This is a genomic window from Granulicella mallensis MP5ACTX8, assembly GCF_000178955.2.
Classification (GTDB): domain Bacteria; phylum Acidobacteriota; class Terriglobia; order Terriglobales; family Acidobacteriaceae; genus Granulicella; species Granulicella mallensis.
The window spans coordinates 2569697-2585247 of sequence record NC_016631.1; the positions used below are offsets into that span (position 1 = coordinate 2569697).

The 15551-nt window shown below is 54.7% G+C and carries 13 protein-coding genes; 8 read left to right on the top strand and 5 right to left on the bottom strand.

Annotated elements, in window-relative coordinates; translation table 11 throughout:
• Positions 1–105: 105 nt before the first annotated feature.
• From ACIX8_RS10760 to ACIX8_RS26330, 4 genes are all read right to left on the bottom strand, one after another.
• On the bottom strand, positions 106–1491 hold the full coding sequence (locus ACIX8_RS10760) for an amidohydrolase family protein (protein WP_014265365.1): 1386 nt from the start codon (positions 1489–1491) through the stop codon (positions 106–108).
• A 91-nt stretch (positions 1492–1582) separates the two neighbouring features.
• A complete protein-coding gene (locus tag ACIX8_RS10765; RefSeq protein ID WP_223295513.1) occupies positions 1583–2818 on the bottom strand; it encodes an MFS transporter in 1236 nt (411 codons plus the stop codon).
• Between the two features lie 115 nt (positions 2819–2933).
• Entirely contained in the window at positions 2934–4244 is a 1311-nt protein-coding gene (locus ACIX8_RS10770; RefSeq protein ID WP_014265367.1) for a glycerate kinase type-2 family protein, read from the bottom strand.
• A 728-nt stretch (positions 4245–4972) separates the two neighbouring features.
• Positions 4973–5995: a sigma-54 interaction domain-containing protein gene (locus ACIX8_RS26330; RefSeq protein ID WP_014265368.1), complete on the bottom strand. Its 1023-nt coding sequence runs from the start codon at positions 5993–5995 to the stop codon at positions 4973–4975.
• 213 nt (positions 5996–6208) lie between these two features.
• On the opposite strand from ACIX8_RS26330, the gene ACIX8_RS10780 reads away from it, so the two are divergent.
• Positions 6209–8533, top strand: a complete 2325-nt coding sequence (locus tag ACIX8_RS10780) for a winged helix-turn-helix domain-containing protein (protein WP_014265369.1) — start codon at positions 6209–6211, stop codon at positions 8531–8533.
• Positions 8534–8632: 99 nt separating this feature from the next.
• Here the strand turns inward: ACIX8_RS10780 and ACIX8_RS10785 are convergent, their stop codons facing one another.
• Positions 8633–8968, bottom strand: coding sequence for a winged helix-turn-helix transcriptional regulator (locus tag ACIX8_RS10785; RefSeq protein ID WP_014265370.1), 336 nt, complete (start codon positions 8966–8968; stop codon positions 8633–8635).
• 285 nt (positions 8969–9253) lie between these two features.
• Here ACIX8_RS10785 and ACIX8_RS10790 point away from each other — a divergent pair, with 285 nt between their 5' ends.
• The 7 genes from ACIX8_RS10790 to ACIX8_RS10820 all read left to right on the top strand — a co-directional run bounded on the left by ACIX8_RS10790 (position 9254) and on the right by ACIX8_RS10820 (position 15546).
• Complete coding sequence (locus ACIX8_RS10790) at positions 9254–9994, top strand: SDR family oxidoreductase (protein WP_014265371.1); 741 nt, start codon at positions 9254–9256, stop codon at positions 9992–9994.
• A gap of 87 nt (positions 9995–10081) precedes the next feature.
• The gene (locus ACIX8_RS10795) at positions 10082–10993 is read left to right on the top strand and encodes an SDR family oxidoreductase (RefSeq protein ID WP_014265372.1); all 912 of its coding nucleotides are present in this window, start codon (positions 10082–10084) and stop codon (positions 10991–10993) included.
• Between the two features lie 34 nt (positions 10994–11027).
• Entirely contained in the window at positions 11028–12155 is a 1128-nt protein-coding gene (locus ACIX8_RS10800; RefSeq protein WP_014265373.1) for an alkene reductase, read from the top strand.
• Positions 12156–12202: 47 nt separating this feature from the next.
• Positions 12203–13378: an NAD-dependent formate dehydrogenase gene (locus tag ACIX8_RS10805; RefSeq protein ID WP_014265374.1), complete on the top strand. Its 1176-nt coding sequence runs from the start codon at positions 12203–12205 to the stop codon at positions 13376–13378.
• A gap of 93 nt (positions 13379–13471) precedes the next feature.
• Positions 13472–13948, top strand: a complete 477-nt coding sequence (locus tag ACIX8_RS10810; RefSeq protein ID WP_014265375.1) for a nuclear transport factor 2 family protein — start codon at positions 13472–13474, stop codon at positions 13946–13948.
• 117 nt (positions 13949–14065) lie between these two features.
• Positions 14066–14695, top strand: a complete 630-nt coding sequence (locus ACIX8_RS10815) for a hydrolase (protein WP_014265376.1) — start codon at positions 14066–14068, stop codon at positions 14693–14695.
• Positions 14696–14793: 98 nt separating this feature from the next.
• A complete protein-coding gene (locus ACIX8_RS10820; RefSeq protein ID WP_014265377.1) occupies positions 14794–15546 on the top strand; it encodes an SDR family NAD(P)-dependent oxidoreductase in 753 nt (250 codons plus the stop codon).
• The last annotated feature ends 5 nt before the right edge of the window (positions 15547–15551 follow it).

The following is a 15551-nucleotide window of genomic DNA, read 5'->3' on the forward strand; positions in this document are numbered from 1 at the left end:
CGTCGGATCATGAACCTGTACCCGAACAGCCGATGCGCGCCTTCGATCGTCAGCGAAAATATGTCTGCCATCTCCAGCAACGACTGAGGCCAGCCCGTCGATGCTCTATCGAGTGGCTGCGAGTTGTTTGAGCTTGGTTTGAAGCTGCATGAGATCTTCTTGCGACAGATAGCGACCGTCGCTGACGACGGCCTCAATCTTGCGCGTATTGGCGATGTCCACCAGAGGGTTCGCATCCAGCAGAACGAGGTCGGCAATCCGTCCGGGCTGGACCGTTCCAAACTCATCGAGCCGGTTGAGGAACTTGGCTGGATTGAGCGTAGCCGTCTGCAGCGCCTGGAGCGGAGTAAAGCCGGCCGCGACGAACCGCTGTAGCTCCAGATGCAGGCTGATGCCAGGAATTACATCCACGCCCGCGGGAGTGTCCGTGCCCGCCAGAAACGGAACGTGGGCAGCATGGAGTTTGCGAACGATCTCCAATTCGTGGAGCACGAACTCTTTGCGCACCGGCAGCGGATCCACGTCGAGGGTCTTCATGATTCCTTTTTGCGCTGCGGGCCAATGCTTTTCCACCCACGAGCGAGGAGCATATGCCAAATCAGGGTCTTGGCTGTAGTCGATCGCGTCGACCAGCCATTGCCCCCGCTCCCAGAAGAGAGTCGGGCACTGCCAGACCTGCTTTTGCGCAAGAAGTTGAATGATGTTGTCTTCCAGTTTGGGGTCGTAGCTAGCGAGGAACATGCCTACCGTCTTCTTACCGGTAAGGTACTTGGTCTCATCCGGAGAACTAGCCTCAAAGATGCCGATCAGATGCTCGAAGGTGTGTTGGCCGGCGGCGATAGCTTCCGAGGCGCGGATCGCATCTGGAACGTGGCCTTCATAGATGATGCCAACCTTCCTGGCTTCGTCGGCGATGGCGAAGTATGCTTCACGGGGAACGCCGGACTGGACCTTGATGAAGTCCACGCCACGGCTGTGCAGCATATCGACCGCCTGTCGTCCATCTGCAGGAGTGGTGATGGCAATGGCTGCCCGATAATGCGATGTTGGGCCATCCAGCATGGGGCCGGAGACGACCATGCGGGGGCCGAGCAGGTGGTGTGCGGCGATCTCGTCGCGGGCGTGAAGCACAGGATCGAGTGCGCTGCCCATGTCGCGGATGCCGGTGATGCCGTTGGCCAGGAACAGTGGCAGCACGATATCCGTTCCATCGGCAGCGGTGCTGTCGAAGTAGACGTGCGTGTGCATATCCCACAGACCGGGGATGAGATATGCGCCATGCGCGTCGATGACCTGTGCAGCCTTGGGGGTGAGCCGGCTGCTGTGCGCCACGCGGGTGATGCGATTGCCATCAATGACGACGGTTGTGTCGGATTGGATGGTGCCGCTTACCGTGTCGATGACGTTGGCGTGGGTAATGGCAAGGGTCTGTGCCTGAGCGGCAAGTGCCCACAGTGGCAGAGAGAAGAGAAGTTTTTGTAGGGGCTGCACGCATCCATAGTAATGGGAGGCAATGGCATCCGGCCTGGATCAGAGGTCGTTTGCCAAAAGAAGGCAGGCAACGGCTATGCAAAAACTCGTCTCAGTCTTCCTTCGATGTCTCTTGAAGTTGCTCCAAGGATGAATCGCGCCTAAACACACACGTAAACATCCCGACCATCATTCCCGCTGCAGTCACCGTTAGTGCCAAGGAAAAGTGATGTGTCTTTGCCACGAAAAGCCCTATCAGATATGGACCAAGCAGTCCTCCTATGTTGCCGATAGCATTGATCGTCGCAATAACTACTGCGCGTTCGCTTCCACTCCCGGAACGCACTGAGCCCCAGAAGATAGGCATACCTGCGAGGACACCTGAGGCTGCCATCGCAAGTCCCGCCTCAGCCAAGAAGGTCGTTCTAGTGGCTGCAAGCGCAAACCCTACGCCAGCGAGCGCGAATGCTGCCGCCAAATGATATTGAGGTCTTGAGCTGCGGTTCGCATACAGACTCCACACGATAAGGGCTGTGCCACCAACCGCGAAGATCAGCGATGTCGTCCAGCCGATCTCGCGAAACGAAAGCTCAAAGTTTTGCAATATTCGCGGAATCCAGAAGCTCAACGTATACAGACCTGACATGAGCAGGAAGTAGGTTGCAGATGGCAGCGCGGCGAGGCGGAGAGTTTGAGTCAACAGCCCGCCCGACCTTTTTCCGGTGTCTTGTCCTTGATTATCTTCACGATAGATTGCACTTAGTAAGGCGACCTTCTCGCGAGGTGCAAGCCAAAGTACATCCTCAGGCCCCGAAGCCAAAAGACGCGGGACTGCCAGTCCGAGTAGTACTGCCGGCAACCCTTCCAGAAGGAATAGCCATTGCCAACCGCGCAGACCATAAAGCCCTGCTAATTCCATCAAGCGGGTAGAGATGGGAGCACCGATGATCGAAGCGAGTGGAATGGAGACTGTGAAGAACCCCATAACGCTTGTGCGGCGTGATCGTGGCAACCACATGGAGATGTAGAGGATGATTCCAGGAAAGAATCCGGCTTCTGCCGCGCCGATGAGGAAACGGGCAATCGTGTATGACGTTGCACTGTGAACGAATGCCTGCATCGACGAAACGACGCCCCAAACAACCATGATTGCGCCGATCCAACGGCCTGCACCTAAGCGCGCCAACGTCAGGTTGCTGGGTACGGAGAACAATAGATAGCCCGCGAAGAAAACCCCTGCAGCTAAGCCATAGGCGCTATCGCTAATCCCGAGATCGCGGTTCATTGTGAGCGAAGCGAAACCTACATTCACGCGGTCCAGGAATGCGATCACGTACAGGAGGACCAAGATGGGTATCACGCGCCAACCTATACGACGAAAGATAGGCTCAAGTGATCGTCCCGATGTAGCGTCCACATTCACAGTCATATCTGAGTCCAGAGAAGTCCGGCTGCGCATCCCGCTAAGCCTCGACGATTAAGACGCGAATATCGCGAAGGTTATTCCCGCTGGGTCCGGTGACAATCGAGGCCCCGATCGTATCCAGCAATGGAAAGCTATCGAAATGCAGGAGATGGTTCTCTGGGTCGAGGCCAAGCTCCTGCGCCTCCATCCAGGTCTGTCCATCGATAATTGCTCCGGCAGCTGGACTATTGCCATCGAGTCCGTCGCTGCCTGCACTGAGCACTGTAACATTCCGGCGCTGTTGGTGTAGGAGGCGAGCGCACATGAGCGCGAATTGCTGATTTCGACCTCCGATGCCCACCTGCTCGGGTAAGCGGACAGAGATCTCGCCGCCAGATATCAGACAGTGTCGGCCGCCGCTTTCTTCAAGGTCAGAGATGCGCTTTAGTAGATACCTCGCGGCTTCTTCTACGAACCAATCATCACAAGTCATATCGATGGTTACGTGAAATCCATCGGCCGCCGCGATCTCGCTCGCTTGCTCAAGAAGGGCGTCCTCAGAAAGAAGGCACAGTACCTCCGAACGAGAAAAGCACGAATCCTCTGGCTTCACGGTGTCCGGAAGTTGAGGATCGTTGAAGAAGGACATGATATTTGGAGGCAAACGGCTAACGAGTCCTTCTCCAGTCAGAATCTGCCGGCATTCCTCGACAGTGGACGTGTCTGGCAACGTCGGTCCCGACGCGACAACGTCCAGCAGATTTCGTGGCACATCCGAGACGATCAAGGTCACTTGTGTCGCGCGTCCCGCAGCTCTTGCCATGCGTCCGCCCTTTACCGCAGAGAAGTGTTTGCGTACGCAGTTCATCTCTGTGATTGGTAGCCCCGAGTGAAGGAGGGTCTGATAGAACGCAGACGTCTCCTTCACCGAAATCGATGACTGCAGAGGCAATTCACACATTGCAGATGCCCCTCCACTGATTAAAAAGAACACCAACGTGTGCTCCGTGGCGCTTGCAAGCAGTGCGAGGACCGCTTCGGCGGCCTCGCGTGACTCCAACGTTGGTAGTGGGTGTCCGCCAGTCATATATCTCAGCCTTGTGTCTTTTGTCTCTACGGCCTCCCCCGATACGACGAGACCACGGACCGGCAGCCCTTCTAGGATTTGCGCGGTGGCGTATGCCATTTCCGCCGATGCTTTACCAAGCGCGACTATCAAAACGGAGTCGAAGTCTTGTAGAGAGAACGTTCTGCCCGCGACTAAGAGCTCGTTCTCAAAGCGGGTGACATTTGTCCGTATGGCCGCGCCGACGTCAATCGATTGCATTGTCCGTTGAAACAGCGCCCGTGCATATTGCCGAAGATTCATAGTTCTCCGAGTTTAGGTTTTGCTGAGTTGTAATGCTGTGTTTTTTACAGTCACGGTGCAGGGATTTTACAGTGATGCCCCCCGCGCCCATAGGCGTAGGCAATGAGGAGGCCAGGATGAGAGCTCGAGTTTCGCCTCTTACCCAACGATTCAACTCGCGACCTTCGCGACGCTTTCATCGGACCTACTTAGGCGTGACGATACAGAGAATATCGGGCTGTCGAGATCCGCACTAAGGTTTGCAGGTGCTTCGCCGTCCGGAACCCGAGAGCCAGATGCTGGTGGCCAATCCGGTACTGGAAGGTGTGAGCCGTCCCAACCAGAGTGCTGGTGCTCGATTTCGGACCCCAACTCGTCCCTCAGTCATCTTGTTACGGTTACATTCACGTTCTATATATAGATGCAAAATTGAGAAAATGAACTACTTAGCAAAATTCTTGAATGGAATTTAGGAGAAGCGGTAATCGGAAGATGATGCCACCGGGGACTACAAGCGTAATCTCGGTTCCGGAACTCGCAGAGCTGACGAGCGTAAGAGTAGCGCCGATCCGAACAGCTCGTTCTCGCATCCCTTGTAGCCCGAAGTGTCCTTCTTTGCCCAGTTCTGCTACAAGGCTGCCTTCTCGGGCAAGGGAATAGCTGCTGCGTCGACACTTTTTCCCTGTTTCAATGGCTCCAGATGAAACCGATCGATATGACCCGTTCCTGAAATAGTTTCTGCCTTCCCGTTAGGATGAGGATACTGAAGCAGGGCAAGAGATGGCCTCGTTGGAACGAGAAACTCCGAGTTTGCGCATCTTCGCGATAAGGGTCGTACGCTTGAGACCGAGTTTTGTTGCCGCCCCCATAGGACCGCCGATTACCCAATCCGTCTCCTTGACAGCTTGCAAAATATGATCGAATTCCATCTGGGCGAGGGTTTTGGGTGCAGACGAAATGCATTCTCCTGGCCGATCCAGGCCCTCAAGAGGTGCTCGAAGCACCAAACCAGGCGAAAGAATGACGGCTCGTTCTATGAAGTTCTGCAGTTCGCGCACATTCCCCGGCCAGTCATGCTCCACCAGAGCTGACATCGTTTCTTCTGGAATTGTCTCTACTCGTCGCCCCATGCGACGAACATAGTTGCCAACAAATGCTCTAACCAGCATTGGAATATCTTCACGGCGATCTCTCAATGGAGGAACGAAAATTGGGAAGACACTTAGTCGGAAAAAGAGATCGCTACGAAATTGCTTTTCCTTGACCATTTGCTTCAGATTGCGATGGGTCGCGGCCACGATGCGCACGTCCACCTTTTGAGTCAGGTTACTGCCTAGTCGTTCGAACTCCTGTTCCTGCAGGACCCGCAACAGCTTCGCCTGGAGTTCAAGAGGGATGTCGCCAATCTCATCTAGAAAGAGTGTGCCTCCGTTTGAGAGCTCGAAACGACCAAGCTTCCTGACAACCGCACCCGTGAAGGCTCCCTTTTCATAGCCAAACAGCTCACTCTCCAGGAGACCCAGAGGAATTGCGGCACAGTTGAACCTCACGTAATTTTGGTCGCTGCGTGGGCTGAGATTGTGAATTGCACGGGCGATCAATTCCTTCCCCGTCCCTGTTTCCCCCTCGATCAGGACTGTGGAGTCGGTCGAAGCTACCGTGACGACTTGATCCAAGGTCCGGCGCAGAGGAAGGCTGTTGCCTATGATGCCTTCAAAGCTGTCGCACATAACGTCGCTGTGTTGCGGAACTCGTTCTTCTGTGGTCGTCATATTCATCTCACATTTACGGTCTGACTGCCTCCAGTTTCTCCGGCGAGAGGTGCCGCGTAAATGCAACAGCGATCAATTGCCAGTCAAACCGCACTCTAAATCTCACATTCTGCGGGGCAGGAGTTCGTTTCCGGTAAACTGGGTTACGTCCAGACACAATTTGAGCATTACTGGCGGATCAATAGAACATTGGTGGCTGACTTTCAAAATTCTATGAAACCCGATCAGCCAGTTCGTGCGCAGTTCGGAGCGTTTGAGCTCAACCTGAAGACTGGTGAGTTGCGTGTTCCTGAGCCGGGCCGGGAAGACCGAAAAATCCTTTTGCAGGAGCAGCCGTTTCAGGTGCTCCGGCTGCTGATCGATCACCGCGGCGAGATCGTGACTCGCGAAGAAATCAGAAGAACGCTCTGGCCAAACGATACGAACGTCGACTTTGACCACAGTATTAACGTGGCCGTCGCAAGCATTCGTCGCGCACTCAGCGATTCCGCGTCGCAACCTCGATACATCGAAACGGTCGCGCGACGAGGCTATCGGCTCGTTCTTCCGGTAGAGTTGGTGGAATCTTCCAGTCATGAGCGCACTGCCGAGGGCGTGGAGCAGGAGTCGGCTCAGAGTTTGTCGCGAGCGATCCCCCCTTGGAAGTGGATCATATCCGCAACGCTACTGCTTGTCGCAATTTCCGGGGGCGGATTCTATTGGCGGGGGCTTCACAGACCGAAGCTTTCGGCGGAAGACACCATCGTAGTGGCCGACATAAGCAACCAGACCAGCGATCCCATATTCGACGACGCTTTGAATACTGCTCTGCTTGTCGAATTGCAGCAGACTCCGTTTCTGAATGTTCTCGGAGCAGATAAGGTGCGCGGAAATCTAAAGCTGCTGAACCATCCGATGGACGCAAAGATAACGCCGGAGATTGCGCTCCAAATTTGCAATCGAACCAATAGCAGGGCCGTCGTTGCAAGTTCCATTGCGGATGTTGGCAATCATTTCCGCATCGAGCTGAGAGGAATCGATTGCAAGTCTGGAAAGACGTTCGCTCGTTCTTCGCAAGATGTTGGGAAGCGGAGTGAGGTTGTACATGCTTTAGGTGTAGTTGGGAGCCACTTGCGTAGCAGGATGGGTGAGCCAAAGACCTCGATACTGAAGTTTGATAAGCCACTTGAAAAAGCGACCAGTCAATCGGTGGAGGCGTTGCAGCTTCTGACTAAAGGATATAGACAGCACTTTTCGTACGATCTGTATTCGGCAATCACATTTTATCAGCGCGCGATCGATATTGATCCGTCCTTCGCATTGGCATACGCGGCACTCGCAGCCAGGTATTCCAATCAGGACGACGTTGAAGCCGCAAGAGCAGCGGTGGAAAAGGCATACGCGTTGCGAAACAACCTCACTGAACAGAACCGCTTCCAGGTTGAGTCCCTGTATTTCGATATCGGCACTTGGGAATTGGAAAAGGCTCAGCAAGTCCACATGGAATGGGCGCAAACATTTCCAGAGGATCCGAGAGCCCACGTCAACTTTGCGAGTAGCCTGCGATATTTAGGACAATATGAAAGATCTTCCACAGAAGCGCGGGACGCAGTCCGCCTGCTGCCGTCCGGCTCAACCTATTGGGCTCTAATGACTGCCGCCATTTTGTCTGGCCAACTGGACGGTGCCAAGGGCATATTTGAAGAGGCACAGGCACGTGGGTTCGACACAGATCAGTTGCATCTATTGCGTCACTTATTGGGGTTTCTACAGCATGATGAATCTGCCATGAAAGAACAACTTGTGTGGTCTCACGGCAAAAAGGATGTCGAGTTTGAAATGCTCTGGAGGGAGTCCGGCGCGCAGATGTATTATGGCCAATTCCGAGAGGCTCATCGCTTGTTTGAGCACATTACAAGTTTGACGCCAGGGAGCGGACCCTCCTATGAATTCAGGGAACCCACTGCATTACAGGAGATTGAAGTTGGCAACTTTGCGGAAGGTCACCGCCTGATAGCGAATGCTGTCCGTAAAGACCGTAGTCGGAACGAGCGGTTAAGTCTAGCTCTGATATTCGCCCGAGACGGGAACTTGCAAGAAGCTCGCCAACTGGCCGAAGCCATCAATCATGAGTTTCCGTTGGATACCCTGACCCAAAACTATTGTCTTCCCACAATCTGGGCGGCAATAAAATTGCACGAGAATGACCCGGCTGGCGCTATCGAGACTTTGCGTCCCGCACTTCATTACGACTTCGCTTACCCGAATGCCTTCAATGGTGTCTATCCTGCTTATATTCGAGGAATCGCCTATCTCCAAACCGGTGATGGCCGCTCGGCTGCCGTCGAGTTCCAGAAGGTCGCCGATCATCCAGCTATTGTGGGAAGGTCTGTCGTCGGAGCGTTAGCACATTTACAGCTCGGACGTGCACAAGCGATGATGGGTGACAAAGTCGGGGCACGCAAGTCTTATCAGGATTTTCTGGCGCTCTGGAAAGACGCCGATTCCGACATTCCCATTTACAAACAGGCCAAAGCCGAATATGCCCGTCTGCAGTAGCGATTAAAGGCAGCAGACCGTTTCCGCCAGGTATTCCGAATCGCTTCTCCGGGATCACTTTCCTCTTGTGTGGCGCACGCCGCCTCGCAGGGGAGAAGTCTATTGGCCTCTCTGAGCTCTTCCGCATGATGCTTTCCCCAGTCCTCCAGAAGCGACAAGATCGGCATGAGGCTTTATACCCAACGGAGTCAGCACATAATCTATGCGCTGCGGCTCGTTGGGAAAGGTCGCGCGCGCGATGAGGCCGTGCTCTTCCAGCACACGAAGCTGTTCGGTGAGAACCTTCTGCGATATGCCAACGATCTGATTTTCTAATTCGCAGATTCGTTTCGGACCCTCGAGTAGCACATAGATGATGACCGCCTTCCAGCGGCCGGAGATAACGCCTAGCGTTCGTTCGAGCGGTAAGCCCGGAAGGTTTTTCGTGATTCTCATCTTGCACACCAAATTGTGTGCAGATTGAAAACCCTGTTGGATCTAGTCTGCCTCTTAGGTGGCACCACGCATGGAAGCACTCATGCCTGGATTGCTCTACACAGTTGCCTATCGATGCCTCTGTTTTGGTCGCGTCATTATTTCGACAACTGACATCCGAACTGGTATTCCGATGACACCTTAAGGACAACGGAATGCCCTAAATCAAATGATTTATACGCTTCGTCGATTGGTTACACAAATGCTTGTTGCATGCGTGAGAACAAAAGCAAAAAGGAGAGCGAAATGACAACAACCTCAACAAAGAGTGCCTTGGTTACTGGAGCTTCTGGCGGCATTGGACGTGCAGTTGCAAAGAGGCTCGCACAGGATGGGTTTGATATCGCCGTGCACTACGCCGGAAATCCAGACAAAGCAAATGCCATCGCGGCAGAAATTAAAAATGCGGGTGTCAACACGATCACGCTTCAAGCAGACATTGCAAATGCGGCGGATGTAGAACGGCTCTTTAAAGAAACACTTGCGGCTTTCGGCAGGCTTGACGTTGTCGTCAACTCCGCCGGAATTATGCCGATGCTGCCGATTTCTGGCGGCGACATCGAAAGCTTCGACAAGGTGGTTGCAACGAATTTGCGCGGCAGCTTCCTCATCATGGGCGAGGCCGCGAAACATCTCACAGCGGGCGGGCGCATTATCGCTTTCTCAAGCAGTGTAATTGCAAAATCATTTCCAAATTACGGCCCTTACATTGCAACGAAGGCTGGAGTTGAAGGCCTCGTGCGTGTGCTTGCGAATGAACTTCACGGCCGGAACATCACAGTGAACGCGGTGGCCCCTGGTCCGGTTGCAACTCCATTATTCCTAAAGGGCAAAACCGACGCGCAGATCGCTGAATTCGGCAAACTTGCTCCGCTCGAACGCCTGGGCCAACCAGAAGACATCGCTAACGTTGTGTCCTTCCTCGCTGGTCCCGATGGTGGTTGGGTAAACGGGCAGGTACTACGTGCCAATGGCGGTTTCGCCTAAACGCTTAAGGCGTTTATGTGTCTTGGTTCTCGGGAACCGATTCCTAGTTCTTATACCTGCAAGGTGAATAAAGACGGAGGAAAGTTTATGAAAAAGATCATCGTCATCACGGGTGCATCGAGCGGATTTGGGGCACTAGCGGCCCGTGCACTGGCAAACGCCGGCCACACAGTTTACGCAAGCATGCGCGAAACCTCAGGCAGGAATGCTCCCCAGGTCAAGGACGCGGAAAAGTACGCAGCCGACCACAAAGTGGACCTCCGTACTATCGAACTGGACGTCTCGTCTGAGACATCGTGCAATGCCGCGATCCAGCAAATCATCTCCCAGAATGGGCGACTGGATGTTGTTGTTCATAACGCTGGTCATATGGTCTTTGGTCCGGCCGAAGCTTTCACGCCAGAGCAACTTGCGGAGCTATACGACGTCAACGTGCTCAGCACTCAACGCGTCAATCGGGCAGCCTTACCCGAACTTCGCAAGCAGCGGAATGGTCTTGTGGTCTGGGTATCGAGCAGCAGCGCAGCGGGAGGTACCCCTCCCTATCTTGCTCCTTATTTCGCTGCCAAGGCCGGCATGGATGCCCTGGCCGTGGTCTACTCGCGTGAGTTAGCGCGCTGGGGCATCGAGACATCTATCATCGTTCCCGGCGCCTTTACCGGCGGAACGAATCACTTCGCACACGCCGGACATCCTGCGGACGCAGCACGTGCTGCGGAATATGACTCCGGTCCCGATGCTGGCTTAGGAGATCAGGCACTCAAAGGCTTTGCCTCCATCGTGCCCCCGGATGCAGATGCCTCCGCTGTCGCGACAGCGATCGTAAAGGTCGTCGATGCTCCCTTCGGCAAGCGGCCGTTCCGGGTACACGTTGATCCGACGCAGGACGGTGCGGAAGTCGTCAACGCAGTCTCTGATCGAGTGCGCGCCGAACTTCTCCGTCGCATCGGTCTTGGCGACCTGCTGGAACCTCGGTCGTATGGCGAGAAATCACACTAACCCTATTGTCCGGTCTTCGAGGGAAAGAGCATCCATGTCTGCTCCCACCAATATCGTTTCCAGTGGATCGGTGAAGACGCTTTTTTCGCCGATCCGCGTCGGACCGTTGACGCTCTCACATCGTGTAGTGATGGCACCTCTCACGCGGCTGCGTTCGCAAATTCCTGGGGACGTTCCTGTCGACCTGATGGCCGAGTATTACGGGCAGCGTGCATCAGAAGGCGGTCTCATCGTCTCGGAGGGTGCCACAGTGTCTATCGGTGGCCGTGGCTATCTTGGTGCACCTGGCATCTATTCCGAGGAACAGATCGCCGGTTGGCGAAGGGTCACGGAGGCAGTCCACGCAAAGGGTGGGTATATCTTTCTGCAACTCTGGCATGTGGGGCGCGTGTCCCATGTCGACATGACCAACTGCGAGATGCCTGTCGCACCTTCGGTTGTTCCATTCGAGGGGATTGTCGTCACCCGCAATGGTTTCGTGCCGCCTTCCCCTCACCGAGCGCTCGAAATTGAAGAGATTCCCAAGCTGATCGGTGAGTTTCGCAAAGCAGCATGGAACGCCAAAGCCGCAGGTTTCGACGGTGTTGAGATTCATGGCGCCAACGGCTACATACTCGACCAGTTTCTTCAAGATGGTACGAATAAGCGCACGGACTCTTATGGGGGGCCAATCCAGAATCGCGCCCGCCTCTTGTTTGAAGTTCTGGATGTAACCGCAGCTGTATGGGGAGAGGACCGTGTCGGTGTACGGCTCTCGCCCAACTCCACATACAACGCGATGTTTGATAGCGACCCTGAAGCGACATTTGGTTATGTGGCCGATCGGCTTAACCGCTACGCCCTTGCCTATCTCCACGTCATTGAACCTCGCGTCAAGGGTATTGAAACAGTAGGCGAAGGCCAACCTCCCGTAGCGTCCGCTCTGCTACGAAAAATTTATAAAGGGAACATTCTCGCCGCAGGTGGTTTTGATCCCGCAAGCGCCGAAGCCATCATCGAGAGAAATGACGCCGATATGGTCGCCTTTGGCCGTTATTTCATCTCCAACCCGGACTTACCAAAACGTATTCAACTTGGGCTGCCGCTTAACGACTACGATCGCGAAACGTTTTACAACAATGATGCACGAGGCTATACCGACTATCCGTTCTATGACGAGTAATTCATCGACTTCAACGCTACTGAACTGGCACACGCGAGGAGAAGAACATGGCAAAGGTATTGTGCGTTCTCTATGATGACCCCACTTCTGGTTACCCACCTCTGTATGCCAGGAACGCTATTCCCAAGATCGAAAGGTATCCGGACGGACAGACCGTTCCTAATCCGAAGCATATTGATTTTGTTCCCGGAGAGCTTTTAGGTTGCGTCTCAGGAGAGTTGGGTCTACGAAGCTATCTCGAAGATCTTGGGCATACCTTCATCGTTACTTCCGATAAGGAAGGCCCAAATTCTGTGTTTGAAAAAGAGCTGCCCGATGCCGATATCGTGATCTCGCAGCCCTTCTGGCCGGCCTATCTCACTGCCGAAAGAATCGCAAAGGCGAAGAAGCTGAAGCTGGCGCTGACCGCCGGGATCGGTTCGGATCATGTTGACCTCAACGCTGCGATCAAAGCCGGCATCACTGTCGCTGAAGAGACCTTCTCCAATGGCATTTGTGTTGCCGAACATGCGGTCATGATGATCCTGGCGCTGGTCCGAAACTATCTTCCATCGCACAAGATTGCCGAGGAAGGTGGCTGGAATATCGCGGACTGCGTCTCACGCTCCTATGACCTCGAGGGAATGCACGTTGGGACGGTTGCCGCAGGCAGAATCGGACTTGCCGTCCTGCGTCGCCTCAAGCCCTTCGACGTCAAGCTCCACTACACTGCCCGGCATCGCAGTCCCAGGGCGATTGAAGACGAGTTGGGCCTGACGTACCACGCAACGGCCGAAGAGATGGCCGAGGTCTGCGATGTGATCAGCATCCATGCCCCGCTTTATCCTGCGACGGAGCATCTCTTCAACGCGAAAGTCCTGAATAAGATGAGGCACGGCTCTTATCTCGTGAATACTGCGCGTGCCGAGATCTGCGATCGGGACGACATCGTCCGCGCACTCGAAAGCGGTCAACTCGCGGGCTATGCGGGAGATGTCTGGTTCCCGCAACCTGCGCCGGCCAATCATCCCTGGAGGAACATGCCACATAACGGAATGACACCGCATATGTCAGGCTCATCGTTATCGGGACAAGCGCGTTACGCCGCAGGGACACGAGAGATTCTGGAGTGCTGGTTTGAGAACCGCCCGATCCGCGACGAATATCTGATTGTGTCGAATGGAAAACTCGCGGGAACCGGAGCCAAGTCTTATGGTGTCGGCGAGGCACCAAAAGGCAAGTAGCGGAGCCATTGAGCCCATGCCAGAGTTGCGGCTTGTAGCTAAGAGCCAATTGACTATTGTTGACTTTTCAATCCCAGAAATGGAGGCACGACCATGAGTACAAAACAAATGCCAAACCCCGCACCACCCTTTACACGCGAGACCGCCATTCTGAAAGTACGTCTCGGAGAGGACGGATGGAACACCAGAGATCCTGAGAAGGTCTGTCTGGCATACACCGTTGATAGCCACTGGCGTAACCGAGCGGAGTTTGTCACGGGCCGGGAAGAGATCAAACATTTCCTGACACGAAAATGGCAGCGTGAGCTGGATTATCGGCTTATCAAGGAGTTGTGGGCTTTTAGCGACACTCGCATCGCGGTTCGCTTCGCTTATGAGTGGCACGATGATTCCGGCAACTGGTTTCGGTCTTACGGGAACGAGAACTGGGAGTTCGACGAGAAGGGCATCATGCATCATCGCTACGCATGCATCAATGATCTCCCGATCAAAGAGTCTGAACGAAAGTATCACTGGCCTCTGGGACGCCGTCCGGACGATCATCCCGGATTGACTGAGCTTGGTCTATAGACGACTGCGGTCTCGCCTGAACTACGTTGTCGGCGACAACGTAGTTCAGGTATAGCCATTGCGCCGCGCTTTTTAGCGCAGTCTGCTCGTCCATCAGGGTATCTAAGAGGGGGCAACATGAGTGGTATCGAATCATTACTGAAACCTGAAGAGTGTGCTTTGCTTCTCGTCGATTTCCAGGCGGGGCTAGCCTTTGGCGTGGAGTCGATCTCGCGCCAGGCCATCGTCGATAACGCGGTGGCCCTTGCGCGGACGGCTGTAGTCTTTGAGATCCCCATTGTCGTATCGACTTCGGCTTCAAAGGTCTACAGTGGCCCTCTTCTGCCACCGCTGCAAGCGGTTCTGCCCGACGTCAAGTCAATCGAACGGCGGAACATGAATGTATGGGAGGATGAGACGGCTCACTCGGCAATCGTGGCGACCAATCGCAGGCGGTTGATTGTGGCTGGGTTGCTTACCGAAGCGTGTGTCTCGTTTCCTGTGCTGTCTGCTCTCAAAGAAGGTTATGAAGTCTTCGTTGTCGGTGACGCTTGCGGAGGGCTGACGCAGACCGGGCATGCACTCGCCCTGCAACGAATGGAACAGGCTGGAGCGCAACTCACAAGCTGGATTCAGGTACTGCTGGAACTCCAGCGTGATTGGACGAGGCACGAAACCTATGAAGGTGCCCGAGCGATTGTAGAAGCAAACGGTGGTGGATACGGTATCGGGTTGGCCTACGCGCACACCATGATTCATCCGGTCTGAGCCGCTTCCGGTTCTGCGCTGTTGCCATCCAGCGATTGTCTTTATGCCTCTGAGCAGCTCTGCTCCCTCTGTGTTTTGGGAGCGAAAGGAAAGATCACATGGAATCCTTACAGAAACATGTCGTCATCATTACTGGCGGAAGCTCCGGAATCGGACGGGCTGCGGCTCTGTCTTTCGCTGCGATGGGAGCTAGAGTCCTTATCACTGGCAGACGGGCAGCAAGTCTGGATGAGACAGCGAAGGACCAGCCGAATATAGAGACTCTGGTCGCCGACACGGCAGAGCCGAAAGACGCGGCGCGGACGATAGCCCGGGCCATCGAGCTCTGGGGGCGCATTGATGTTCTAGTCAACAATGCAGGAGCGGGGGCGATCATGCCGCTGGCAGACGTTACGGCCGAACGAATCCTCGACATCTTTGCGGTCAACGTTCTAGGTCCATCATTGCTTGCAAAGGAAGCGCTTCCTTACCTGAAAGAGAGGAAGGGTTCAATTATCAATATTTCGAGCACGTATGGCTCAAAACCAGGCGCGGCACTCTCACACTATGGTGCGAGCAAGGCCGCACTCGAATACCTGACTCGTAGTTGGGCTTTGGAGTTGGCGCCCTTCGGAGTTCGCGTGAATGCAATAGCTGTCGGCCCAACAGAGACAGGAGCGCTGGAGGGCATGATGGGGCTTTCAAGACAACAAGCCGAGGCCGTTAAGCAGCAGGAGCGAGAGCATATACCGCTAGGGCGGCGGGGTCTTCCCCGCGATGTCTCCCGCTGGATCGTTTCATTTGCCGACCCAACTTCCGACTGGATCACCGGTCAGGTCTTAGGCGTCGACGGTGGACTCAACCTGATTTAGCGGTC

What these genes read in the sequence shown, in the direction of transcription:
- ACIX8_RS10770 (WP_014265367.1), bottom strand. Translation starts at nt 4,244, where the DNA reads ATGAATCTTCGGCAATATGCACGGGCGCTGTTTCAACGGACAATGCAA.
- ACIX8_RS26330 (WP_014265368.1), bottom strand. Translation starts at nt 5,995, where the DNA reads ATGACGACCACAGAAGAACGAGTTCCGCAACACAGCGACGTTATGTGC.
- ACIX8_RS10780 (WP_014265369.1), top strand. Translation starts at nt 6,209, where the DNA reads ATGAAACCCGATCAGCCAGTTCGTGCGCAGTTCGGAGCGTTTGAGCTC.
- ACIX8_RS10785 (WP_014265370.1), bottom strand. Translation starts at nt 8,968, where the DNA reads ATGAGAATCACGAAAAACCTTCCGGGCTTACCGCTCGAACGAACGCTA.
- ACIX8_RS10790 (WP_014265371.1), top strand. Translation starts at nt 9,254, where the DNA reads ATGACAACAACCTCAACAAAGAGTGCCTTGGTTACTGGAGCTTCTGGC.
- ACIX8_RS10795 (WP_014265372.1), top strand. Translation starts at nt 10,082, where the DNA reads ATGAAAAAGATCATCGTCATCACGGGTGCATCGAGCGGATTTGGGGCA.
- ACIX8_RS10800 (WP_014265373.1), top strand. Translation starts at nt 11,028, where the DNA reads ATGTCTGCTCCCACCAATATCGTTTCCAGTGGATCGGTGAAGACGCTT.
- ACIX8_RS10805 (WP_014265374.1), top strand. Translation starts at nt 12,203, where the DNA reads ATGGCAAAGGTATTGTGCGTTCTCTATGATGACCCCACTTCTGGTTAC.
- ACIX8_RS10810 (WP_014265375.1), top strand. Translation starts at nt 13,472, where the DNA reads ATGAGTACAAAACAAATGCCAAACCCCGCACCACCCTTTACACGCGAG.
- ACIX8_RS10815 (WP_014265376.1), top strand. Translation starts at nt 14,066, where the DNA reads ATGAGTGGTATCGAATCATTACTGAAACCTGAAGAGTGTGCTTTGCTT.
- ACIX8_RS10820 (WP_014265377.1), top strand. Translation starts at nt 14,794, where the DNA reads ATGGAATCCTTACAGAAACATGTCGTCATCATTACTGGCGGAAGCTCC.